At 60.6% G+C, this 24,313-nt stretch carries 21 protein-coding genes and 2 pseudogenes; 10 read left to right on the top strand and 13 right to left on the bottom strand.

Annotation, left to right across the window (positions count from 1 at the left end; translation table 11 throughout):
• Positions 1-141: 141 nt before the first annotated feature.
• The 5 genes and pseudogenes from ACA070_RS19575 to ACA070_RS19555 all read right to left on the bottom strand — a co-directional run.
• A complete protein-coding gene (locus tag ACA070_RS19575) occupies positions 142-1,707 on the bottom strand; it encodes an amino acid permease (RefSeq protein WP_497447973.1) in 1,566 nt (521 codons plus the stop codon).
• A 126-nt stretch (positions 1,708-1,833) separates the two neighbouring features.
• Positions 1,834-2,994: an iron-containing alcohol dehydrogenase gene (locus ACA070_RS19570; RefSeq protein WP_497447972.1), complete on the bottom strand. Its 1,161-nt coding sequence runs from the start codon at positions 2,992-2,994 to the stop codon at positions 1,834-1,836.
• Positions 2,995-2,997: 3 nt separating this feature from the next.
• Complete coding sequence (locus tag ACA070_RS19565) at positions 2,998-4,389, bottom strand: aldehyde dehydrogenase family protein (RefSeq protein ID WP_497447971.1); 1,392 nt, start codon at positions 4,387-4,389, stop codon at positions 2,998-3,000.
• A gap of 10 nt (positions 4,390-4,399) precedes the next feature.
• Positions 4,400-5,773 (bottom strand): glutamine synthetase family protein, encoded by a 1,374-nt coding sequence (locus tag ACA070_RS19560; RefSeq protein WP_497447970.1) that lies wholly within the window; start codon positions 5,771-5,773, stop codon positions 4,400-4,402.
• A 343-nt stretch (positions 5,774-6,116) separates the two neighbouring features.
• Positions 6,117-6,325, bottom strand: a pseudogene (locus ACA070_RS19555) (uracil-DNA glycosylase family protein); the annotation flags it as partial.
• 76 nt (positions 6,326-6,401) lie between these two features.
• On the opposite strand from ACA070_RS19555, the gene ACA070_RS19550 reads away from it, so the two are divergent.
• From ACA070_RS19550 to ACA070_RS19530, 5 genes are all read left to right on the top strand, one after another.
• Positions 6,402-7,406, top strand: coding sequence for a helix-turn-helix transcriptional regulator (locus tag ACA070_RS19550; RefSeq protein WP_497447969.1), 1,005 nt, complete (start codon positions 6,402-6,404; stop codon positions 7,404-7,406).
• Between the two features lie 410 nt (positions 7,407-7,816).
• Positions 7,817-9,688, top strand: a complete 1,872-nt coding sequence (locus ACA070_RS19545; protein ID WP_497447968.1) for an amidohydrolase — start codon at positions 7,817-7,819, stop codon at positions 9,686-9,688.
• A gap of 246 nt (positions 9,689-9,934) precedes the next feature.
• A complete protein-coding gene (locus ACA070_RS19540) occupies positions 9,935-11,332 on the top strand; it encodes a purine-cytosine permease family protein (RefSeq protein WP_497447967.1) in 1,398 nt (465 codons plus the stop codon).
• 159 nt (positions 11,333-11,491) lie between these two features.
• Positions 11,492-12,145: a peroxiredoxin gene (locus tag ACA070_RS19535; protein WP_094467986.1), complete on the top strand. Its 654-nt coding sequence runs from the start codon at positions 11,492-11,494 to the stop codon at positions 12,143-12,145.
• Positions 12,146-12,164: 19 nt separating this feature from the next.
• Entirely contained in the window at positions 12,165-12,623 is a 459-nt protein-coding gene (locus ACA070_RS19530; RefSeq protein WP_497447966.1) for a GNAT family N-acetyltransferase, read from the top strand.
• Between the two features lie 230 nt (positions 12,624-12,853).
• On the opposite strand, the gene ACA070_RS19525 is transcribed toward ACA070_RS19530, so the two are convergent.
• Positions 12,854-14,314: a M15 family metallopeptidase gene (locus ACA070_RS19525; RefSeq protein ID WP_497447965.1), complete on the bottom strand. Its 1,461-nt coding sequence runs from the start codon at positions 14,312-14,314 to the stop codon at positions 12,854-12,856.
• Positions 14,315-14,406: 92 nt separating this feature from the next.
• Here ACA070_RS19525 and ACA070_RS19520 point away from each other — a divergent pair.
• A pseudogene (locus ACA070_RS19520) lies at positions 14,407-14,611 on the top strand (response regulator transcription factor); the annotation flags it as partial.
• Here the strand turns inward: ACA070_RS19520 and ACA070_RS19515 are convergent.
• From ACA070_RS19515 to ACA070_RS19505, 3 genes are all read right to left on the bottom strand, one after another.
• The gene (locus ACA070_RS19515) at positions 14,574-15,173 is read right to left on the bottom strand and encodes an LOG family protein (RefSeq protein ID WP_497447964.1); all 600 of its coding nucleotides are present in this window, start codon (positions 15,171-15,173) and stop codon (positions 14,574-14,576) included. The pseudogene ACA070_RS19520 and the gene ACA070_RS19515 overlap by 38 nt on opposite strands.
• A 101-nt stretch (positions 15,174-15,274) precedes the next feature.
• Positions 15,275-16,687 carry a MocR-like pyridoxine biosynthesis transcription factor PdxR gene (pdxR, locus tag ACA070_RS19510; RefSeq protein ID WP_497447963.1) on the bottom strand — a complete coding sequence of 471 codons (1,413 nt, stop codon included), beginning with the start codon at positions 16,685-16,687 and terminating at the stop codon, positions 15,275-15,277.
• Between the two features lie 52 nt (positions 16,688-16,739).
• Positions 16,740-17,345, bottom strand: coding sequence for an FMN-dependent NADH-azoreductase (locus ACA070_RS19505; protein ID WP_497447962.1), 606 nt, complete (start codon positions 17,343-17,345; stop codon positions 16,740-16,742).
• Positions 17,346-17,560: 215 nt separating this feature from the next.
• On the opposite strand from ACA070_RS19505, the gene ACA070_RS19500 reads away from it, so the two are divergent.
• The 3 genes from ACA070_RS19500 (at position 17,561) to ACA070_RS19490 (ending at position 18,868) form a co-directional block, all read left to right on the top strand.
• Positions 17,561-18,016 (top strand): carboxymuconolactone decarboxylase family protein, encoded by a 456-nt coding sequence (locus ACA070_RS19500; RefSeq protein ID WP_497447961.1) that lies wholly within the window; start codon positions 17,561-17,563, stop codon positions 18,014-18,016.
• Between the two features lie 81 nt (positions 18,017-18,097).
• Positions 18,098-18,418: a DMT family transporter gene (locus ACA070_RS19495; RefSeq protein WP_497447960.1), complete on the top strand. Its 321-nt coding sequence runs from the start codon at positions 18,098-18,100 to the stop codon at positions 18,416-18,418.
• Positions 18,419-18,532: 114 nt separating this feature from the next.
• Positions 18,533-18,868: a hypothetical protein gene (locus ACA070_RS19490; RefSeq protein ID WP_497447959.1), complete on the top strand. Its 336-nt coding sequence runs from the start codon at positions 18,533-18,535 to the stop codon at positions 18,866-18,868.
• Positions 18,869-19,060: 192 nt separating this feature from the next.
• Here the strand turns inward: ACA070_RS19490 and ACA070_RS19485 are convergent, their stop codons facing one another.
• Genes ACA070_RS19485 through glcD form a run of 4 tightly spaced genes read right to left on the bottom strand, consistent with a single transcriptional unit; the run spans position 19,061 to position 23,267 of the window.
• Positions 19,061-19,462, bottom strand: a complete 402-nt coding sequence (locus ACA070_RS19485) for a heme-binding protein (protein ID WP_462027750.1) — start codon at positions 19,460-19,462, stop codon at positions 19,061-19,063.
• Positions 19,459-20,700 carry a glycolate oxidase subunit GlcF gene (gene glcF, locus ACA070_RS19480; protein WP_497447958.1) on the bottom strand — a complete coding sequence of 414 codons (1,242 nt, stop codon included), beginning with the start codon at positions 20,698-20,700 and terminating at the stop codon, positions 19,459-19,461. Before glcF ends, ACA070_RS19485 begins: the two co-directional genes overlap by 4 nt.
• Before the next feature lie 3 nt (positions 20,701-20,703).
• Positions 20,704-21,768, bottom strand: a complete 1,065-nt coding sequence (gene glcE, locus ACA070_RS19475; RefSeq protein ID WP_497447957.1) for a glycolate oxidase subunit GlcE — start codon at positions 21,766-21,768, stop codon at positions 20,704-20,706.
• Complete coding sequence (glcD, locus tag ACA070_RS19470; protein ID WP_497447956.1) at positions 21,768-23,267, bottom strand: glycolate oxidase subunit GlcD; 1,500 nt, start codon at positions 23,265-23,267, stop codon at positions 21,768-21,770. The genes glcE and glcD overlap by 1 nt, the downstream gene beginning before the upstream one ends.
• Before the next feature lie 234 nt (positions 23,268-23,501).
• Here glcD and glcC point away from each other — a divergent pair, with 234 nt between their 5' ends.
• Entirely contained in the window at positions 23,502-24,269 is a 768-nt protein-coding gene (gene glcC / locus ACA070_RS19465; RefSeq protein WP_497447955.1) for a transcriptional regulator GlcC, read from the top strand.
• The last annotated feature ends 44 nt before the right edge of the window (positions 24,270-24,313 follow it).

Here is a 24,313-nt window from a genome sequence, read left to right as displayed (position 1 = left end):
GCTGCGAAGCAGTCGTGAAACCTGAGTTTGCGGTCTTCCTGAAACACCGCATCGTCTGATTTTACGACTGCTGCGCAGCCGAACGCAGGCTTCGCCAGCTGCTACATAGAACCGCGTTACGGCAGAAATTGCTCGGTGGTATCAACCGCCCGCGCGTTTGTTTAGCGCCTCTTCCGCCGCAGCGATTTCAGCCTGGCGCTTGACGATCAAATCCCCCATCGGCGGGCCCTGGAAGCGGCGGGCTTCGAAGCCGAACCAGACGATGGCCGTCAGCACCAGGAAGCCGATGGTGATGTACAGCGCCCAATCGTTCGGTGGCTGGATGCCGATGATGAAGATGATCACCATCGAGAGGATTGAGAGGAGGGCGAACACGGTGTACCAGAAGCGGCCCATGTTCCACGGTCCCATGGTCGGCCACTTCGACGTCCCGTAGGCAAACAGGCCGAGCACGATGGGGATGACGAAGGAGAAGAACAGGAAGATCACCGTGCAGGACACGACGATGGTGTAGACCGGTGTTTCGCCGATCGAGATCACCGACGAGCCCCACACGAATAACACTGCGAGGGTGGCGCCGGTCCAGATCGCCGCCACCGGGCTGCGCAGGGTTGGCGAGACTGAGGCCAGTGCTTTGGAGAAGGGCAGGCCGCCGTCGCGGGAGAACGCGAAGATCATGCGTGAGACCGAGGTCACGGTCGCCAGCCCGCAGAGGAATTGCGAGATGAAAATGGCCACGTACAGCGCCGTTTTTACCGTCGGGTTCACTTGCGTGTCCATCGCCCAGAAAAACACGGTCCAGCCGTGTTTCGCGGCCTCGTCCATGCTCGGCAGCATCAGCACAAAGGAGCTGAGCATGACCCAGCCGAACAGCAACGACCAGACCACCGACATGACCATGCCCCGTGGCACGGACATGGCGGCGTTTCGGGTCTCTTCCGAAGTGTGCGCGGAGGCGTCATAACCGGTGATGGTGTAGATCGGCAAGAGCAGGCCGAGCATGAAGATCCAGCCGTTCGAGACCTGTGGCCAGACGCTGCCGCCCGCTTCGCCGGAATAGTTGCCGAAGGTCCATAACCGGGCGAACTCATAGCTGGGTGCCGAGATCAGGCAGACGATGGTCAGCGCGAGGGCCGTGGCGAAGATCAGGTATCCCGAGAAGTCGGTGAGCTTCGCGGTCAGGCCAATCCCCAGGTGGTTACACAAGGCTTGCAGGCCGGTCAGGATCGCCAGAAAGATCATCCGTGTCGTGATGGTGTCTTCCATCCCCAGTCCGGGTCCGAAGGCGCCGAAAAAGAAGTAGTAAGTGCCGACGTTGATTGCGCCGAGCACGGTCACCAGCCCCAACAGGTTGAACCAGGCCGTCAGCCAGCCGGTGAAGCGGTTACCGAGAATCGAGCCCCAGTGATAGAGGCCGCCAGCGGTGGGGTAGGCTGAGGAGATCTGCGCCATGGCCATGGCAAAGACCCCGGAGATCAGGCATCCGATCGGCCAGCCGATGCCGATGGCCGCGCCGCCTGCGCCGGAGGTGCCCTGGGCGAGTGAGTTGATGCCACCCGAGAGGATGCAGATGATCGAAAAGGAAATGGCAAAGTTGGAGAAAACGCCCATGCGTCGCGAGAGCTGCTGGGCGTAGCCCATGCTGTGCAACACCTTGACGTCATCGTCTTGCGGCGCGCTCGTGCCGGGCTGACTTGCTGGATTCATGTTGTGTGCCCCTTCAGGTTTTGATACGCACCCACCCGGGTCCCGGATGGTCTGGCTTTCAACCCCTTGTCGTACTGCTCCTTTTCCAACCGATACAACCTGTCCATGCTTGGACAGACAACAGCTCTAAATACGGCCGTGATACGCCGCGTCGAAAATGCTTGCCGCGCCGGCCCGGGTCAATGGCAGCGGATTGCCGCCGGCAGAAGGATCGACAATCGCCATGTCCGCGATCAAGTCTGCCTGCCGATCATCCACGCCCAGCTCAACCAGCGTATGCGGTACGCCGATGTCTTTGCGTAGCTTCAGAATGAAAGCCAGAAAACTGTCGAACCCGGGCGAGGGCAGGCGTAGATAAGCCGCCAGCCGCGTGATGCGCTCTTCGATGGCCGGGCGATTGAATTGCAAGACGTAGGGCATGAAGGTGGCGTTGGTCATGCCGTGGTGGGTGTCGTACAGCGCGCCGACCGGATGCGAGAGGGCGTGCATGCCGCCCAGGCCTTTCTGAAATGCTGTAGCGCCCATCGCGGCCGCCGCGAGCATTTGCGCGCGAGCGTCAAGGTCGGACGGGGTATGGACGGCCCGCACCAAGGCGCTGGCCACCAGGCGCATGCCTTCCACCGCGATGCCATCGGCCAGCGGGTGAAAACCCGGCGCGCAGTAGGCTTCCAGGCAATGCGCCAACGCATCCATGCCCGTGCCTGCAGTGATTTTTGCCGGCATGCCGACGGTCAGGACCGGGTCGCTGATGACGACGCGCGGCATCATTTTCGGGTGGAAGATGATGCGTTTGGTGTGGGTGCGCTCGTCGATGATCACCGCCGCGCGGCCGACTTCCGAACCCGTGCCTGCGGTCGTCGGTACAGCGATGACCGGGGCGATTTGGCTTTCGTCAGCGCGTGTCCAGTAGTCGCCGATGTCTTCGAAATCCCAGACCGGCCGGGTCTGGCCGCTCATGAAGGCGATGAGTTTGCCCATGTCCAGGCCGCTGCCACCCCCGAAGGCGACCACGCCATCGTGCTTGCCGGCACGCCAGGCATCGAGCCCGCCCGCGAGGTTGGCTTCGACCGGATTGGGCTTGAGGTCGCAAAACAGCGCGACGCCAAGGCCGGCGGCGCGCAGGGCGTCAACCGCTGCCGTGGTGATTGGCGCACGTGCCAAACCGCTGTCGGTGACCAGCAACGGTCGCTGGATACCCTGGCTGCGACAGACCTCGGCCAGCTCGCTGATGCGGCCGACACCGAAGCGAATGCTCGTGGGGTAGTTCCAGTTCCCGGTCAGGCTCATGGCTCAGATCTCGTGGCGCAAATGGAAGGATTTGGCTCGGGTCAGGTGTTCGTAACCCAGGCGCGACAGCGTCACGCCGCGGCCGCTGTTCTTGACGCCGGTCCAGGCCAAAGCTGGGTCGAGGTAATCGCAGCGGTTCATGAACACGGTGCCGGTGTCGATCTCGTTGCCCAGGCGTTCGGCGGCGGCGAGGTCTTGCGTCCAGATGGAAGCGCTGAGCCCGAACTCGCTGTCGTTCATCAAGGCAATGGCTTCGTCATCGCCGGCCACCGGCATGATGCCGACCACCGGGCCAAAGCTTTCCTCGCGCATCACCGACATTTGATGAGTGACGTCGACCAATACCTGCGGCGCGAGGTAAGCACTGCCCGGTGCATCGAAGGGAAAGGTCTTCGGATCAATCAGTGCCTTGGCGCCTTTTGCCAGCGCATCGGCGATCTGTCCACGGACGAATTCAGCCGCGCCGGGATTCACCAGCGGACCGAGTGTGGTGGCTTCGTCCAATGGATTGCCCAGCACGTATTGATTCGTTAGTCCGACGAATCGCTCGACAAACGCCGGATAGATTTTTGCATCGACATAGATCCGTTCGATGGCGCAGCAGCTTTGCCCGGAGTTGAAGAAGCTGCCGTCCACCAGGTTTTCCACCGCGTGTTCGAGGTTGGCGTCTGCGCGGACGTAGGCCGGGTCTTTGCCGCCGAGTTCCAGGCCGAGGCCGAGGAAGCGGCCCGTGGCGGCGGTTTCCATGGCCTTGCCGGCGTCAACCGACCCGGTGAAATTCACTTGGCTCACGCGGCCGGAGGCGATGATCTCGCCAGTCTGACGATGATCGAGCAGCAGGTTCTGGAACAGGCCTTCGGGCAGATTCGCGCGGCGAAACGCTTCGGCGAACCGTTCACCTACGAGCAGCGTTTGTGAGGCGTGTTTGAGGAGGACGCTGTCGCCGGCCATCAGTGCCGGAATGATCGTGTTCACTGCCGTCAGATAAGGGTAGTTCCAAGGCGCGACGACCAGCACCGTACCGAGCGGTTCACGTTTGATATGTCGTCGAAAACCGGCGACAGGCGTGGGTTCAACCGCTGCCAACGCTTCAGGCGCAATGGCGATCATATGCCGGGCGCGCTCTTCGAAACCGCGCAGTTCGCCCGCGCCAAAGCGCACTGGGCGGCCCATCTGCCAGGCCAGTTCCGGGACAATCTCGTCCTTCATGGCCAGCATCGCGTCCACCGCGGCATTGCAAAAAGCGGCGCGTTCGCTCAGTGGTCGGCGCTTCCATTGGGCCTGGGCCGCAGCGGCCGCCACCAGCGCCTGCTCGATCTGCGCAGCATCGGCACAGCGACGTTCGACATAGATCCGGCCATCGACCGGTGAGATGAGTTGAATCGTTGCAGTCATGGTGGCGGTCTCAATAGCGCTCAAAACCGCGCTGCAATTCCCAGTCGGTGATCCGCCGGTCGTACTCTTTCTGCTCCCATTCGGCGGTGTGCACGTAGTGGTCGATCACTTCATCACCGAACGCTTCGCGCAACATCGAAGAGCTCTGGAGTGCGGCGGTGGCTTCGCGCAGGGTCTTCGACACTTCAGGTAAGTGTTCGTCGACGTAGGCATCGCCTTCAAAGGGCGGCACGAGGGTGAGCTTCTCGTCGATACCGGCCAGCCCTGCGGCGATCAACGCAGCGAAGGCCAGATAAGGGTTGAGGTCGGCGCCGCCGATGCGACATTCGATACGGATGGATTTGCTGCTTTCTGCGCACAGACGAAAGCCTGCGGTGCGATTGTCGCGACTCCAGACTGCTCGGGTCGGCGCAAACGTACCGGCCTGAAAACGCTTGTAGGAATTGATATAGGGCGCGAGAAAGCAGGTGATGTCGTTGGCATATTTCAGCTGCCCGGCCACCCAGGCGCGCATCAGTTTCGACATGCCAAACTCGGCCTTGGCGTCGAAGAACAGCGGCTTCTTGGCGTTCTTGTCCCACAGCGAATTGTGGATATGGCTGCTGGACCCGGCGGCGTCGTAACGCCACTTGGCCATGAAGGTGATCGCCTTGCCCTGCAACTGCGCGATCTCTTTGCAGGCGTGCTTGATGATGACGTGGTGGTCAGCCATGGTCAGCGCGTCGGCGTAACGGATGTTGATCTCTTCCTGGCCTGGGCCCCATTCACCCTTGGAGTTTTCCACGGGAATGCCGGACGCTTGCAGATGCTTGCGAATCGCCCGCAGCACCGGCTCCTCGCGGGTGGTCTGCAGGATGTTGTAATCCTCGATGTAGTGGCCGGCGGTCTTTGGCTTGTGGTAGTTGCGCTCGTGGATCGCCTCGTAGCTCTCGTCGAACAGATAGAACTCAAGTTCCGACGCGAACATGCCGGTGTAGCCGCGTTCGCGCAGTCGCTCGATCTGCTTTTTCAGGATCGCCCGCGGGCTGTGCGGCAAGTCGCGCCGATGGTGGTGATCAAGCACGTCACACAGCACCAGCGCCGTGCACTCAAGCCAGGGCACTCGGCGCAACGTCGACATGTCGGGTTTGAGCACAAAGTCGCCATAGCCCTTGCTCCAACTGGCAGCGGCGTAACCCGGCACGGGTTCCATGTCGATGTCGTCGGCCAGCAGGTAGTTGCAGCAGTGGGTTTCTTCATGGCCGCTGTCGATGAAAAACTCGACCTGGAATCGCTTGCCGACCAGTCGGCCTTGCATGTCGACCATGCACACCAGAACGGTATCGATCTCGCCGGAGGCGGCAGCACGCTTGAGTTGATCAAAACTGAGGAGGGGCTCGGTCATCACGTAGTCCTGCGTGAAATGGTTGGGCCGGTCTGAAATAGCTGTTGCAGACGCTCTCCAGAAAAACCCAAAACCTGCAGACGCGAGCATCGTGTGCAATAAGCTGCTCTTAGCTTAGCTTAAGGCCGCTAAACGCAAGTTTCGGTGATCGAAACCTGATGAATCAGTTCGGGCATTGCCGAAGCGGTAAATCAGGTAAACCTACTTTTGTGGCGAGGGAGCTTGCTCCCGCTTGAGTGCGTAGCACTCACAAAAATCGGCATTGTTGTCACATTACTGGGGCCGCTACGCAGCCCAGCGGGACGGTGCGGCGTTCCGACAAGCTCCCTCGCCACAGGTTTCTCTAATTCACTGCATTCCATAGTTGCCGGTACGCGCCAACCAGTTGATCGAGCGTGAACGCGAGATTTCGCCCACTTGGATTGGGCAGGACCCAGACCCGGGCATTGCCGAAGGTCTTTGATTGAAGCCCCAGGCAATTTCTCGCTGGCCGGATAACGCGCCATACGCCGCTTTACCGAGGACCGCGACATAGCAGGGCGCATGGCGAGTAAAAGCCATTGGCGCTACGGCTGCGCCTATGGCATCGTCGAAAAAAATACGTCGTACAGCGAACAGGATCAGAACGATGGAGGAGGGTGATGAGGTCGGCGCGACGCCGTCGATGGCAACGCTCAAAGCGTTCAATCGTTGCGTGCTGCACCTGGGGCGACTGGCTCGGGAGCGCGGCGCCTCGCAGTTCATCGCCGAGGGCCTGCAAGCGTTCCGCCAGTTGGTGCCCTTCGCGTCGGCGTGGTGGGGCGAGATGTCCGCGTCAGCCGGCAACGCGCCGCCGAAAAGCTGGATGCACGGGCGAATCAATCTGCCCGAATCGTTTGCCGCCGAATGGCACAAGAGTGCGGGCCGCGACAAATTCTCCCATGACACCTTGAGCCAACCCGGTGCGGTCGTGCGCGACAGCGGGTTCACCGACCCCGATGAAGCGGTGGACGCCTTCGCTCGGCGCCACGATCTCTACCATCCGATGTGCATCACTTTCGAGTTGCCCGAAAGCGGCTTGATGTTCTTCGTGTGTCTCTACCGCGGCATTGATGCTCCCGCGTTCAACGACAGCGAGGCCGCGTTGTTTTCGGCGTTCTGCGACCACCTGTTGCAGCTGTGGCGGTTTCAGGTGCAAGACATGATCCGCATCGACACGGGCAACGGCGCGACCGACTTCGGGGTGGCGCGCATGGACGGCAGCTTGCTGTACGTGGGCGCCAGCCTGTGTGCCGCCATACAGCGCGAATTGCCCGGCTGGAGCGGTTCGATGCTGCCGGCGGAGGTGATCGCGCAACTGCCGAAGGCGCCGTGCGTGATGAGACTGGGCCGTTGTGCACTGACCCTGAGTCCGAACGCGGAGCATGTGATTCTGTCGCTTGAAGCGCAGTCGCGCGCGACAGTCCTTGCACCACGGGAGCGGACGGCGGCGATGCTCTTCGCCGCTGGGCATTCCTACAAAGAGATTGCCAAGATCCTGACCCTAAGCCCGGCGACGGTGCGCACCTACCTGCGCAACTGCTACTTGCAGCTTGGCGTGAAAAGCAAGGTGGAACTGGGTTCCGTCCTGCGAGACGCAACGCGCCGCGATTAACTCCGCAAATTTCACCCACTTAAATGCAAATCCCCCTTGTGGATATTGCTGATCAGTTAAGCAATTTCGCGTCGACGCAACTCTTGTAGCAGCTGGCGAAGCCTGCGTTCGGCTGCGCAGCAGTCGTGACATCAGGCGATGCGGTGTTTCAAAGAGACCGCAAACACAGGTTTCACGACTGCTGCGTCCGATCGCGGCCCGAGCCGAACGCAGGCTTCGCCAGCTGCTACGGGTCGCGTTACGGCTTAACTGATCGGCATTCTCCCTTGTTGGGCTATTTGTCCCGCCCCTCCTCATTTGTGGAGGTCCCGCAGGCCGCGCCGCTCTATAGGGTATGCCCTGCATATCAGGGGCTTGCGCGGCAATCTGTCCGGGCCACTTCCAAAACTATAAGAACAGAGGTGAGGCAGTTGAAATTTTCCAGGCTGTTTATCGCGGTTGCGGCCACTACGGCATTTTCTTCCATGGCGCTCGTGGGGTGTCAGACACAGGGCTCGACGCCCGCCGAGATGGTGATGCGCAACGGCTACGTCTACACCGTCGATGGCCAGAATTCCGTGCAGCAGGCGATTGCCGTGACGGGCGGGAAGATCGTCTATGTCGGCAGCGATGAAGGGGTTTCCTCGTACATCGGCAAGCAAACCCAGCTGATCGATCTGGCCGGGCGCATGTTGATGCCGGGCTTCATCGATGCGCACATGCACCCGGGGGACGGCGGCCGCGCCATGACCTTGTGCGATTTGAAGTACCAGACGATGACGCGCAAGGTTTTCCAGGAAACCATTCAAGCGTGCCTGGACGCCGACAAGGACAAGGGCCCTGATGTCTGGCTCGAAGTGGGCAGCTGGGATCGCATGGGCATGAACGGACTCGACGGCGACCCGGACAAATCGACGCTGGACGCGCTCAAAACCCAGCGTCCGATCCAGGTTCGTTCCACCGACTTCCATACCGTGCTGACCAACTCCCGCGGCCTGGCAGTGGCCGGTATCAACAAGCACACCGCCAATCCGGGCGATGGCAAATACGTGCGCGACAGCGCCGGCAACCCGACCGGCATCTGCGAGGACGGCGCTGCCGACGCCATGGCCGCCGTGGTGCCGCCCGCCACCGACGCCGAGAAACTCAACCAGACCCGCGCCGCGCTCGACGCGATGCGCGAGCAGGGCATCACCAGTTTCTTCGATGCAATGTCGGGGCCCGAAATGGGCAAAGCGTTCACCCGCCTGCAGCAGTCGGGCGAGCTGACGGCCCGGGCCTTGCTGGCGATCAAACTGGACCCGGCCGCCGCCGCGGCCGACCCGACAAAAACCATCGCCGACGCCAAGGCATTGGCCACCACCTACGATCAGGGCGAAGCCAAACCCGCGCCGGGCGTGAGCATGCGCCACGTCAAATTGTTCATGGACGGCATCATTAATGCGCCGGCGGACACCGGGGCAATGCTCACGCCGTACCTGCGCAATGCCGGAACCGGTAAGGCGCCGAAGTGGGCACCTGGGAAAAACGTCGGTGAGCTGTACTTCCCGCCGCAAGTGCTCAAGCCGCTGTTGTTGCAAGCCGTGCAGGCCGGCCTCGACCCGCACCTTCACGCCACCGGAGACCGCGCGGTGCGCGACTCATTGAACGGCATCGAATACGTGCGCCAGCAACTGCCCGGCAATGGTTTCCGCCCGGCCATTACGCACAACGAGTCCGTCGACCCTGCCGACTATCCACGCTTCAAGGCACTCGACGTCACCGCCAACATGTCCTTCCAGTGGGCCCAGCAGGCGCCGTCCACAATCGACGGCACCAGCGATCACCTGGGCGCCCAGCGTTTTGCCCGCATGGAGCCGTCGGGCAGCATCGCCCAGGCCGGCGGCCGCGTGGCGTATGGCAGCGACTGGCCTGTCGATCCGCTCGACGAATTCCTTGCGTTGAAGATCGGCGTCACCCGCTCCGGCGACCCGCTGAACCCCCACAGCTACGGCCCCAAGTACGCCGGCAGGCTGAATGCCGACCCGGCGCTGTCGCGCACGGAGGTGCTGCGCACCATCACCATCAACGCTGCCGAGCAGCTGAAACTGGACGCAGTGGTCGGCTCGGTTGAAGTGGGCAAGTTCGCCGACCTGATCGTCCTGGACAAGAACTTCATGCAGGTGCCTGAGGATGAATTGGCTCGCAATAACGTGCTGTTGACCATGGTGGGTGGCAAGGTTGTGTGGGCGAAGGCGCCGTTCGTGGATCTTCAACAGCGCCCGGCTCAAGTTGCTGCGCTGAATACCGAACTACAAAAATAAAAACACCGTCAGCCCCAATGCCAACCAGCTAAGCCGTAACGCAACCTGTAGCAGCTGGCGAAGCCTGCGTTCGGCTGCGAAGCAGTCGTAAATCCTGAATACGCGGTTTTCCTGATACACCGCGTCGTCTGATTTCACGACTGCTGCGCAGCCGAACGCAGGCTGCGCCAGCTGCTACAAAGAGTGTGTCGTTGCACAAATGCCCAGCGAGTTGGCATTGGCGTCTACCAACAAGAGAACACCGCAATGACCCAACAACGAAGCCCCCTGATCGAGACCCGTTCGATCGATTACATCCCCGAGGCCGAGCGCCATGGCAGCCTCTACAGCCAGTTCACCCTGTGGCTCGGCGCCAACCTGCAAATCACCGCCATCGTCACCGGCGCACTGGCCGTAGTGCTGGGCGGAGACGTGTTCTGGTCGCTCATCGGCTTGCTGATCGGCCAGGTGCTCGGCGGCGCGGTCGTTGCCCTGCACGCCGCCCAGGGTCCGAAGCTCGGGCTGCCGCAGATGATCTCCAGTCGTGTGCAGTTCGGGGTGTATGGGGCGGCGATCCCGATTGTGCTGGTGTGCCTGATGTACCTCGGTTTCAGCGCCACTGGCGCGGTACTGTCGGGGCAGGCCATTGCGCAGTTGATCCATGTCAGCGACAGCGCCGGCATCCTGATTTTCGCCGCTTGCATCGCGTTCCTGACGATCTTCGGCTATCGGGTCATTCACCTGGTAGGACGGGTGGCCAGCGTGCTGGGCATCATTGCCTTTGCCTACCTGTTTACCCGATTGATGACGCTCAACGATATCGGCCTGTTGCTGGAAAACCGTCACTTCGGCTGGAGCACCTTCCTGCTGGCCGTGTCGTTGTCCGCGTCCTGGCAAATCGCCTTTGGCCCTTACGTGGCTGACTACTCACGCTACTTGCCGAGTAAAACCTCGTCCTGGAAGACCTTCACTGCCGTCGGCCTTGGGACCGTGCTCGGCGCCCAGGCATCCATGGTGCTGGGCGTGTTCGCTGCAGCATTGGCCGGCGTGAATTTTCGCGGTCATGAAGTGGCAACCATCGTCGGCCTGGGCAGCACCGGGGTGATGGCCTCGCTGCTGTACTTAAGCGTGGTGTTCGGCAAGGTCACGGTGTCGACGCTCAACGCTTATGGCAGCTTCATGTGCGTGGCCACCATTATCAGTGGCTTTCGCAGCCGTCTCGAAATCACCGCCCGCCAGCGTATGGTGTTTGTGCTGCTGATTGTCGCGGCGTCCACCACGTTGGCGCTGCTCGGGCAGTACTCGTTCCTCAACTCGTTCAAGTACTTCATCCTGTTTCTGCTGACCTTTTTCACGCCGTGGAGCGCGATCAACCTGGTGGATTACTACTTCATCAACAAAGAGCGCTACGACATTCCGGCGCTGTCCGATCCGGCAGGTCGTTATGGTCGCTGGAACGTGCGCGGGATCAGCGTGTATGTCGTGGGTGTGTTGATCCAGTTGCCTTTCGTTGACACGCATTTCTACTCCGGACCGATGGTCGCGCAGCTCGGAGGAGTCGATATTTCCTGGATCGTGGGGCTGGTGGTGCCGGGCATTCTTTACTACGTGCTGGCGAGAACATCAGCGGTGGCGGTGTTGCCTGAGCAGCCTTCAAAGGCCTGAATCAAGGACTTACAAAGTGCATGCGCCGGTCACCGGCATGTCTTGAAGCGTCTCCTATACTGATCCGCGTTGACAGGTTCAACACAGATCCCGAATGCCGTTGGACCAGCCACATTCGTCCGACGGCTTCCCTACGAACTCACCGTCAGGAGAACGATCATGACCATCCGCATTGGCGACGAAGCGCCGGACTTTACCGTCGAAAGCACCGAAGGCACGCTGCATTTCCATGAGTGGATCGGCGACAAGTGGGCGATTCTGTTCTCGCACCCCAAGGACTTCACCCCGGTGTGCACCACTGAACTCGGTTATATGGCAGCGCTCAAACCAGAGTTCGACAAACGCAACACCAAGGTCGTCGGGCTCAGCGTTGACCCTGTCAGTAACCATGCGAGCTGGGCCAAAGACATCGAAGAAACCCAGGGACATGCGGTCAACTACCCCATGATCGGCGACGAGAACCTGGTGGTGGCCAAGCTCTACGACATGATTCATCCAAATGCCAGCGGCGGCGCACGCACTGCGGTGGACAACGCCACGGTGCGTTCCGTGTTCATCATCGGGCCGGACAAAAAGGTCAAGGCGATGCTCATCTACCCGATGAGTGCCGGGCGCAACTTCGATGAGGTGCTGCGCCTGCTCGATGCGCTGCAATTGAACGCCAAGCACACCGTTGCCACCCCGGTTAACTGGCGTCCGGGCGAGGACGTGATCATTCCGACTTCGGTGTCCGACGAGGACGCGAAGAAGAAATACCCGGATGGTTTTAAAACAGTGAAACCCTATTTGCGCACCGTCGCGCAACCGAAGTAACCCATACGGGACCTCAAGCATGGCCGTCCAAGTCCTGCGCGTCGACGCAACGCACATCGACAAAATCGCCAGCCTCTTCGACGCTTATCGAGGCTTTTACGGCCAGCCATCGAACCTGCTGCAGTCCCGGGATTTCATCGCCGAACGCATCGCCCGGGATGAGTCCGTGATTTTCTTCGCCTCGGACTCCACCGATGATGCGCTGGGGTTCGTCCAGCTGTATCCGACGTTCTCCTCCATCGACGCCCACCGGACCTGGCTGCTCAGCGACCTGTTCACCGCCCCCGAAGCACGGGGGCAGGGCGTGGGGAGGTTACTGATGAACGCTGCCCGAGACTTTGCGCTGTCGACCGGCGCCAAGGGCATGGTGCTGGAAACGGCCACGGATAATTTTGCGGCGCAGCGGTTGTATGAATCATTGGGTTACGTGCGCGACACCGGTTATTACACCTACTGCCTCGATTTGAAGCAGGGCTGACCAAGGCCCGGCGAACACCATTATCAGCAACACCAACGTTCATGTAGCAGCTGCCGAGCAGCGCGAGGCTGCGTTCGGCGACGCAGTCGTCGTGAAATCAGGACGCGCGGTGCATCAGGATGACCGCATGCACAGGTCTTACGACGACTGCGTCGCCGAACGCAGCCTCGCGCTGCTCGGCAGCTGCTACAAGGCTCCGTGATTACCCTGCACTCGATTCACCCGTTCCATCAACGCTGCGGCAACTTCCAGCTTTCGCGCAATCGCTCATATTGCGCTTCAGGCATCTGGACCAACACCGGAGACTCACGCGGATCCAGCCACTCGAACAACCGCGAAATATCCCCCTGATCCATCGCCGTACACCCCAACGTAGGCGAGTCAGGCCCCCGCCAGATATGGAAAAAGATGCACGAACCTGAACCCGGGGTCGCCGGTGTGTTGTGCTCGATGAAGATGCCTTTGCGATAACCATCCTCTTTGCGCATCTGCTCAGAACTGGTCCAGTCCTTGGCCATCGCCGCCCCGTCGACCAGTTCGTTGTAGCGTTCGGATTTGCTGTCGTCCACGCATTCAGTGGTCGATGTCAGCGCGAGATAAGGCAGTTTTGTGTCGCCCGTCGTGTCGTAGCCAAACGCCGTTCCAAGCTTGAAAATCCCGGCAGGTGCTTTTCCATCACCTTCACGTTTGACCGGTCCTTCAACGGAATCCACGTCGCCCAAACCCTTGCCCCAGGCCATCCCGTTCTTGCCAACCACCACCGCAAACCCATCACCGACTTTTCTAAAGCCTTCCCCAACCCGTTCATAGCGCTGGGCGATGCCCTGAATGTCATCCCAGTTTTTTGTGGTGACCACAATCAGCTGGTGACTGCTGTCCAGCACATCGCTTGCACTCAGCGGCGTAATGGGGAAATCCATCACGTTCTTCGGCGCTCCCTCGCCACCAAAAGTGAAGTGCCACCACTCTTTCGAGTACCCGGCAAATCCCTCTTTTTCCATGGCGCTGCTGAGCCGCTGACGGTTTTCCTTGGCGGTCGCGTTGATCGTCGGGTTGGCAGTATGGGCGCGCTCATCGAAGCAATCGAACCCGGTGCCCATGTCGAGTGCGCCGTCGTGCCAGCGCTGGGGATAAGGCGCGGTGCAATCGCTTTGCGCGGCCGAGGGTGTCCAGGTGCCAGCGGGCAGGGCATTTGGACCGGTCAGTGTCAGGTCCACGGTCGAGCCTCTGGAGTGATTCGACACTCGCGCCACATAACCCAGCCGCCAGAAGTCCTGCTTGTCCACGCGCGGATAGAACTCGGCCTTGCGCGGGTCTCCCGGCTCAGTCGCGAAGCGGCCCATATCGGCCACGGCACGGCTGGGTCGATAGCAGTCGAACACCTTCAAGCCGTAGCCTTGCTTTTGAAGTGCCTGTTGCACCCGGGCGAGGGCCTGGGCGGTGTCCAGCGACAGCAGGCACTCGGAAGCGGCGTAACCGTCGAGTGGGTGTCCGGTGAAGTTGTGGGCGCTGGCGTAGCGAATGTCTTGCTCGATGGTCGGATCAATCGTGCGCAAATAGACCATGTGTTCTGGCCTTGGCTCGGCACTGGCGATGCCTGGAACGATGAGGCTCAACAACAGCAATGATCGCAGGCACGGGCGAGCGAACAGGCGGCGGCATTGAACCGGAATTGGTAGCGAGGAGGGCATACGAACCTTCAGGTTTAAGCGCATGAAGTTTTTGTCCGGAGAACACTTCAAACGGATCTTAAACCATGACCGCCGGTGTCTGGCTGATTCATGTCCTTGATGTACGACTTCAAGGTAATAGCGGTCTGGACTTCCAGCGACAGCCGGTTGAATCAAACGCAAATATTCCGATCATTTTCATTACCGGCCAATGGCGACATCGAGATGTCGGTCAAGGCGATGACAGCCGGCGCCGTGGACTTTTTGGCAAATCCGTTTTTCAAGCACCCACCGGCCCAATCCATTTCGTCACGTTTGGCGCTTGCCACTGCTCAAGTGCATCGATCAGCGCCGCAGGGTCGGTGTTGAAGATCAGCATTTCGCTGTGTTCGGTCTTCATGAAACCTTCGCTCACCGCGTGGTTGAGCAGGCTGCGCACCGGGTTGAAAAAATCGCCGATGTTCAGACAGGCAACGCCTTTGTGATGTTCGCCCAGCTGGGTCAGTGTCGCGACTTCAAACAACTCTTCAAATGTTCCCAGGCCACCGGGCAACGCAATGAATGCATCTGCCGAGTCACTCATGCGTGTTTTGCGGCTGCGCATGTCGGGCGTGACTTCATGGCGGGTCAGCCGAGGATGAAGATGCCCGAGGTCGAACAGCAGGCGCGTAATGATGCCGACGACTTCACCGCCCTCGGCGAGCACGGTATCGGCCATGACCCCCATCAAGCCCTTGTCGGTGCCGCCATAAACCAGGCGCAGGCCGCGTTTGGCGATTTCCCGACCCAAGGCCCGGGCACCTTCGACATACGCGGGGTTGAAGCCGTAGTTGGAACCAGAGAACACAGCAATGCTGCGAAGTGGGGGAGGCGTGGGCATCGGATGTTTACCGCAGAAAGGGAGAGCGCCTCATCCTGCGTTCTCCTGGCCTGGTGCAAAAGAGCCAAGAACGGGCTATTTGAATGGGCCATCCGACACGTTTACAGCAACTCGAGGATGCGTTTGCCCAGGTGTTCGGCGCTGTCCTGCGACTGAATGTTGGCGAACCCGAGCAGCAGCGCAGAGCTTGCCGGGCCGCTGATGCTCCAGTCCGAGAGGGCTTCTGCATAAATGCCCGCGTGTTGCAGGCGCTCGACCAGCGAGCGATCGGACTGGGGGTCCGTCAGTCGCACAATCAAGTGCATGCCGCCCGGCTGGGCATCAATGCGAATGTGTTCGCCCAGGGCTTTCTTTAGCCCGCGCACGGTCGCCTCCCGGCGTTCACCGTAGAGCTTGCGCATGCGCTGGATATGCCGGGCAAAATGCCCTTCGGTCACGAACGTGGCGACGATGGCCTGGGTGAGTTCCGGGCAGCCACCGAGGAACGTCTCGCTGACGTGTTCGAAGCGCTCGACCTGGGCTTCAGGAACCACCACGTAGGCCAGGCGGATGCCAGGAAACAGCACTTTGCTGAACGTGCCGCAATAAAGCACCCGACCCTCGCGATCCAGGCTTTTGAGCGCGGGCAGCGGGCGGCTGATGTAGCGGTATTCGCCGTCGTAGTCGTCTTCGACAATCCAGGCTTGCTGCCGGGTCGCCCACTCCAATAGTTCCAGGCGTCGCGGCAACGACAGCGACACGCTCAATGGGCTCTGATGGGCCGGGGTGACGACGGCGGCCCGCGCGCCTTTGTTCAGTCCTTGCTCCACCCGCATGCCGTCCTGATCGACCGGAACGGGGGCCACTTCGATTTGCAGATGCTCCAGCAACTGCCGGGTGGGCAGGTAGCCAGGGTCTTCAACGAGCACGCGATCCCCCGGTTTGAGGAGCGCGTGAGTGATCAGTGACAGTGAGTTCCGGTACCCCGAGGTGATAAACACCTGATCGGGCGAGCAGGTGATGCCCCGTGCGACCTGCAGGTAGGTGGCGATCGCGTTGCGTAACGATTCCAGGCCATAGACCGACGGGTTGGCCATGTCATGGATCTGCGTGGCGCGAACGCATCGGGCGCCGATCTGCGACCAGATTTTCCTCGGAAAGGCGTCCAGCGCGGGCAGGGCCATTTGAAAGGGCATCACCTGCGCCTTTTGCCTGATTGAGCTGCCGGCGGTTGAGCTGAAGGGGCGTTCCGTGGGGGATGAAGACACCCTGGCGTTGATCCCCGGCGCCACGACCGTGCCCGCCTGGCCGCGCGCCTGGATGTAACCCTCGGCGGTCAGGAGTGAGTACGCGGTATCGATGGTGCCCCTGGCCAGTCCAAGTTCTTTGGCCAGCGCCCGGGCCGCGGGAATGCGGTCGCCGGGGGCGAGCAGACCGTCCGCTATCGCACCACGGAACCGCCAGTAGATCTGCCGATAAATGGGCTCGCTGGAGCTGGGGTCGAGCGGTGAAAAGTTGTTGATCTGATTGGCCATGGCCTCGCCGGATTCTGTTTATTTTTGCTTCAGGACATTCAGCATGATGGCATCACAGCAAAGAAAAATGCGCGTGCAGAGCTTGATCTGCCTTGCTCCTGGCCTCGGCGACAACGTCCGGACCCAGGGCTGTGCCTTCAACAGAGAAGAACGTTAGTGCATGCAGTCCGATCATGCCCAGAACGGCTTGCAGATACGGCGTCAGAAAGTCTGGCTGGCGTGGATTCACCCCTGAAAATCTTCCGCCCGAAGACACCGCGACATAGACGGGCCGATCGCGCAGCAAGCTTGTTTTGCCTTGCGCGCCCACATTGAAGGTACGACGAACGCGGGCGATGTGATCGATCCAGACTTTGAGAGCCGCCGGTACGGTGAAGTTGTGCATGGGCGTTGCAATGACCACGGCATCAGCACTGTCCAGTTCTTCAATCAGCTCATCCGAGAGGGCAATAGAACCTTCCTGAGTGACATCTTCCGACGACTGTTGGGACTGCGCGTATTGCTCATCTACCTGCGCGATGGCATTACCCGCTACAACCCGTTTGATGATCGTTGCCGTCGGATCGTTGTTCAGCAGAAAGCCAATAATGTTGTTGGAAAGTCTGTAGCTCTCGGAAGCTTGGCCGCGAGGGCTGCAAGTGACGTGGAGGATTTTCATGATTCACCCGTTTATTAAATGGCGTGGTTGAGGGGAATCATTCTAGGAAGCCCATGACCTATACCAAAGATCCATGAACAGGCTATTGAACTGGGCCATGTTTGTTCGGGAGTGCCGCGCACATGGCCCAGTACACAACACTATTCTTGGACCTTATCAAATAGACCAAGAGACAGCACGATGGTGTCCTCATCCAGCAAACAACAGGACTCATCATGAACAATCGTATCGACTACGCCAAAGCTTCCCCTGAAGGTTACAAGGCATTTGGTGGCGTGTACGTCTGCCTGCAAAACAGTGGTCTGTCGCACGAATTGATCGACCTTGTTTACCTGCGGGTATCGCAAATAAACGGCTGTGCCTTTTGCATCGACATGCATTCCCGCGACTTGCTCAAACTCGGCGTTGCCGTCGACAAACTGGTACTCGTACCGGTATGGCACGACTCGGGTGACGTGTTCAGCCACCGTGAACGCGTTGCATTGAGTTGGGCGGAAACAGTTACCCGCGTCGCTGAAACCGGTGTGCCCGATGCCGACTATGAAGCCGCGGCTGCCGAGTTCGGCGATAAGGAACTGGCGGACCTGACGTATGCCATTGGTTTGATGAACGCCTTCAACCGATTCGGCGTGACGTTCCGTTCGAAACCAGCGGCCGCCAACAAGGCGTGAACCAACCCGTAAGTCATTAGAACTCTCACCACGCCTCGCCGGGCTGTAACGCCTGGCGAGTCAACTGACGGAGCTATCACCATGGCATGGGCATTACTGGGTATCGCCGGCATTCTCGAAATCGCATTTGCCTTCTACATGAAAGGGTCTGAAGGTTTCACGCGATTAGTCCCCGGGCTGATTGCCGCGGGGACCGGTTTATCGAGTGTCTTTCTTCTTTCACTTTCGTTGAAATCACTGCCCGTGGGTACGGCCTACGCGGTCTGGACCGGGATCGGTGCGGCGGGCACCGCGATTCTGGGAATGGCGGTGCTGGGCGACGCTACGACGGCACTGAGAATCGGCTGCATCGTGCTGATTCTGGCCGGCGTGATCGGGCTCAGGCTGGTCTCGGGAAGCTGAGGCTGTTGGCGGGCGGCATCCGATCAATCCATAAGGTGCAAAAGAGGCATTTTGCTGGCCCCGAAGCTTCAAAGTTGTCGCCAAAATCACTTCATTTTCAGGTGGTTAGGCGGAATGCAATTGCGAAGTGTATTTGTCACGATGATCTCGTTCGCCCTGGCCAGCGTTGCAGCCTCTGCCCAGGCCAAGGAATTGGCCACCAATGATCGGTATATGTGCAGCTGGGGCGCGGGGACGGCGGCGAGAGCCCAGGAACTCAAGTTGGCCGGAGTCTCTCTGTATGCTGCTCGTCAGAAGTTACAGGCTTACAAATTCAACCAGCCGTGGATGCGCATGATGGCGATGGGCATCACCGAGCAGACCTACGACAGCAAATCGCGGTTCAAGCCGGCGGATGTGCGTCAGAGTTTCTATGAGGAGTGCGTGCGGTATAAATTGGCGCGCAAGTGAAAAAAGGCCGGACGCCGGTCAGTCCGCAATTTCTGCGACGACACGATTTCTGTAGCAGCTGGCGAAGCCTGCGTTCGGCTGCGAAGCAGTCGTGAAACCTGAGTTCGCGGTCATTCTGAAGCACCGCATAGTCTGATTTCACGACTGCTGCGCAGCCGAACGCAGGCTTCGCCAGCTGCAACAGGACCGCCTTCACTTCAGGCACTGCGCCCCAGCCTTGGCCACTTGCGCATCCTGTTCGGCTTTCACACCGGACACACCCACCGCGCCAATCACCTGCCCATCGACAATAATCGGCACGCCACCCTCAAGGGAGGTCAGCAACGGCGCTGACAAAAACGCGTGACGGCCACCGTTGACCATCTCTTCATAACCTTTCGACTCACGCCGACCCAGGGCAGAGGTGCGGGCCTTTTCGGTGGCGATGTAGGCGCCGATCGGGGCGCAACCGTCGAGGCGTTCGAGGGCCAGAGGATGGCCTCCGTCATCGACAACCACGATGGTCACGGCCCATTGATTGTTCAGTGCTTCGCTGCGGGCGGCGCTGAGGATCTGGCTGACTTCGGTCTGGCTCAGTACGGCTTTGCTTTTCATGGGGATACTCCAGGGCTCGATGAGGGCAACGCGGCTTCGACCAGTTCGATCCAGTGGCGGACGGGTGTTCGGCCCGCACCGTCGAGGTGGGACTGACAGCCGATATTGGCCGTGACAATGACTTCGGGATGACCGCTTTCCAGCGCATTGAGTTTGTTGTCGCGCAGTTGTCGGGACAGCTCCGGCTGGGTCAGCGAATAGGTGCCCGCCGAGCCGCAACACAGATGACCGTCGGGAACGAACGTGAGGTTGAAACCCAGCCTCGTCAGCAACACTTCAACCGCACCACCGAGCTTTTGCGCGTGCTGCAAGGTGCAGGGGCAATGGAAGGCCAGGCGTTGGTCACTGTGGATGCCGAGCTTTTCCAGCGGCTCGTCACGCAGCACTTCAACCAGATCCCTGGCCAGCGAACTGACCTTTTTCGCCTTTTCGGCATACGCCGGGTCGGTGCTGAGCAGGTGGCCGTAGTCTTTGATAAAGGCGCCGCAACCGCTGGCGGTTTGCACGATGGCCTCGGCACCTTGTTCAATGCTCGGCCACCACGCGTCGATGTTGTGGCGGGCGCGATCCAGACCGGCCGCCTGCGCGTCCAGGTGATAATCGACCGCGCCGCAGCAGCGGGCCTCGCGAGCCGGTGTGACACTGATCCCCAGCCGATCGAGGACGCGCGCGGTGGCCGCATTGGTATTGGGCGACAGACTCGGCTGCACGCAACCTTCGAGCATCAGCACCTGCCGCGCATGGCGGGTGGTCGGGCGTTGCCTGGCCGGATACACGTGGCGCGGCAACTTGGCTCGCAGGGTGTCGGGCAGCAGCGCACGGAACACCTGACCACTGCTGACCAGCGCTTTGAACAGCCCCGGATTGGGCACGACGCTGCGCAAGCCTTCGCGCAACAAGCGCTGGTCGAGTGAGCGCGGCACGGCCGCATCGACCACGGCGCGGCCGATGTCGAGCAAGTTGTGGTAGTCGACGCCCGAAGGGCAGGTGGTTTCGCAATTACGGCAAGACAGGCAGCGATCCAAATGCTGTTGGGTCTTTTGGGTGACCTCGTTGCCTTCCAGCACTTGTTTGATCAGGTAGATACGCCCACGCGGCCCATCCAGTTCATCGCCGAGCAATTGATAGGTCGGGCAGGTGGCATTGCAAAAACCGCAGTGCACACACGTGCGCAGGATGCTTTCGGCTTCTTCGGCGCGGGGCAATTGGCGGGCCTGTTCGCTCAAGGTGGTCTGCATGGGTCAAAGCTCCACGTACAGGCGACCGGGGTTGAAGATGCCCCGTGGATCGAGTTGGTCCTTCAAGTTGCGGTGGTAGCGCATCAGTGCCGCAGGCAACGGTTGGAACGGGCTGTCGATCAGGCCGTGGCTGTAGCAGGTCACATGCCCGCCGACCTCATCGACGACCTTGCGAATGAACGCCGCTTCGGCGTCTGATTTGAGCCAGCGCTGGGCGCCGCCCCAGTCGATCATTTGCAGCCCGGGCAGGGAAAGCCGGGGCGTGTTGTGCGGGACGGACAGGCGCCAAAGCGGCTGGTCTTCATCAAAGAAACTCAAGCGATGCTCGTTGAGATCCGCCCAATATGAAGCCTCCAGCAACTCACCACCCAAGCGCTCATGCGCCGCCTTCACCGAGCCTTCGCCACCCTCAAGCCGCAGGTGCAGGCGCTGACCGTCGTGACACGCGGCGCTGATCGGCAGCGGTTGCTGGCCCCATTCCGCGAGGCGCAGCAAGGCGCGATCGCTGTCCATTTCCAGGCTGATGCTTAACGCTTGCCGAGGTTTGGGCAGGACCTTGAGCGAGACTTCGGTGATCACACCCAGCGATCCATAGCTGCCAGCCATCAAACGCGACAGGTCGTAACCGGCGACGTTTTTCATGACTTCGCCACCGAAGCGCAAATGCTTGCCATGGCCGGTGATGACCCGTGTCCCGAGGACGAAGTCCCTGACCGATCCTGACCACGGGCGCCGCGGTCCCGACAGCCCGCTGGCGATCATTCCGCCCACGGTCGCGCCGTCGCCGAAGGAGGGCGGTTCGCAAGGCAGCATCTGCTGCGCCGCGTCCAAGACTTCGGCCAGTTCTGACAACGGTGTGCCGCAGCGTGCGGTGATCACCAGCTCGGTCGGGTCGTAGCTGACGATGCCACGATGGCTGCGCGTATCGAGCACTTCACCCGCCACGATGCGCCCTAGGAATGCCTTACTGTTGGAACCCTGGATGCGCAGCGGCGTTGCGTTTTGCAGCGCCTGGTTGACCTGCTCCAGCAGTGCGCCGCTGTCGTCGATATCGTGTTCGCTGCGCATCAGAAACGCTCCAGTTCAGGGAAGGGCAACTGACCCATGTGAACGTGCATTGCACCGAACTCGGCGCAACGGTGCAGCGTCGGAATATTCTTGCCAGGATTGAGCAGGCCACCCGGATCGAACGCGGCTTTGACGGCATGGAATAGCGTCAGCTCATCACTGTTGAACTGCGCACACATCTGATTGATTTTCTCGCGGCCGACGCCGTGCTCACCGGTGATGCTGCCGCCGACTTTCACGCACAACTCCAGAATCTTGCCGCCCAGGGCTTCGGCGCGATCGAGTTCGCCGGGTTGGTTGGCATCGAACAGAATCAGCGGATGCATATTGCCGTCGCCGGCGTGGAAAACGTTGGCCACGCGCAGGTCGTACTCGGCCGACAGCGCAGCAATCGCGTGCAGCACGCCGGGCAGTTCGCGGCGCGGGATCGTCCCGTCCATGCAGTAATAATCCGGCGATAGCCGGCCCACCGCCGGGAACGCATTCTTGCGCCCTGCCCAGAAACGCACGCGTTCGGCCTCATCGCGGGCCTGGCGGACTTCGGTGGCGCCGGCCTGTTCCAGCACCTGGCGCACGCGGTCGCAGTCATCGTGAACGTCGGCTTCGACGCCATCGAGTTCGCACAGCAGAATGGCTTCGGCGTCGACCGGATACCCCGCGTGGATAAAGTCTTCGGCGGCGCGAATGGCCAGGTTGTCCATCATCTCCAGGCCGCCGGGAATGATGCCGGCGGCAATAATGTCGCCCACCGCGCGACCCGCTTTTTCCACGGAATCGAACGCCGCCAGCAGCACCTTGGCGGTCTGCGGCTTGGGCAGCAGTTTGACCGTGACTTCGGTGATCACCCCCAGCATGCCTTCGGAACCAGTGAACAACGCCAGCAGATCAAACCCGGGCGAGTCGAGCGCCTCGGAGCCCAGGGTCAGGTGTTCACCATCGACGGTGAGGATGTCGACTTTGAGCAGGTTGTGCACCGTCAGACCGTATTTCAGGCAATGCACGCCACCGGCGTTTTCGGCCACGTTGCCGCCGATGGAGCAGGCGATCTGCGAAGAGGGGTCCGGCGCGTAGTACAAGCCGAACGGCGCGGCGGCCTGGGAAATCGCCAGGTTGCGCACGCCCGGCTGAACCCGCGCCGTGCGCGCGGCGGGGTCGATGTGCAGGATGTTATTGAAGCGCGCCATCACCAGCAGAACGCCTTTTTCGAGCGGTAGTGCACCGCCGGACAACCCCGTGCCGGCGCCGCGAGCGACCACCGGGACGTGAAACTCGTGGCAGAGTTTAAGCACGCCCTGGACTTCGTCGATATGGCGCGGCAGTACCACCAGCATCGGCGTGGTGCGGTAAGCGGAAAGTCCGTCGCATTCGTACGGTTTGAGTTCTTCCTGCTGATGCAGGACTTCCAGGTCTGGCAAGCGAGCGTGCAGTGCTTGCAGCAGGGCCGCTCTGTCGACATCAGGCAGAACGCCGTCGACGCGTTCGTCGTAGAGGATGTTCATAAGCAGTTCACGACCCTCAGTTGTTTTTATTTGAGGTCTGTTTCCGGTCACAGCTAACTTGCATCATTGGCCTGACGCGTCCTACTGTCCATGTGTTGTTTGACTGGTCGAACCAGTTCCTCAACGGCTATTTCTTTACTTCTGGAAAAAATAGACGGTTAAACAGGCAGTTAAGGTTGGATTCGAGCGTGAAGGGTTTTACTGGCGAAGCTGGTCATACCAGTTGGAGGTTCGATGGACAGTGCGCAAGTGACCCGTAATCCCCAAGTCGCAGACGTGGTCTGTGAACGTATAGAACGGCTGATCGTGGACGGTGTACTCAAGACCGGGCAGTTGTTGCCTTCGGAGCGTCGCCTGACCGAAAAGCTCGGCGTTTCGCGCACAGCACTTCGCGAGGGGCTGAAGTTGTTGCGTGCCCGGGGGATTATCAAGACGGAGCAGGGCAAGGGATCGTTTGTCGCGGATCTGTCGGGCCACGGTGCCGCGTCGCCGCTGATGCACCTGTTCAGTTCGCAACCGCGCACGCTTTACGATTTGTTCGAGGTCCGCAGCCTGCTGGAGGGCGAGTCCGCTCGCCTGGCTGCACTGCGCGGGACCGAAGCGGATTTTGTCCTCATCACCCGAAGCTACGAAGCGTTGCTCGATGCCCACACGCGGGCGATGGAAGCGAGCGAACACGCCCGGTTCGATCATGCGTTCCATCTGGCGATCTGCGAGGCCTCGCACAACCCGGTGCTGGTGCAAACCTTGCGTTCGCTGACGGACTTGCTGCTCAACACCGTGTTCGCCTCGGTCAACAACCTCTACCATCGCGCACCACAAAAACGTCAGATCGACCGCCAGCACGCCCGGCTCTACAACGCCGTCACCGGCCGCATGCCGGAGCAGGCGCGCAAAGCGGCCATCGCGCACATCCAGAGCATCTGCGAGAACCTCAGGGAGATTGAAAGCGAGGAGCAGCGCCTGGTTCGTGCGACGTTGCGACTGGAAGGGTGGGCATGAAGCTGCCGACCTTTCGCTGCTCCTTCCTGTATCGAGGCTGACCA

The organism is Pseudomonas sp. LBUM1678, assembly GCF_059695575.1.
Note: the sequence above shows the minus strand (reverse complement) of the source record. Positions and strands in the feature narration are given on the sequence as shown.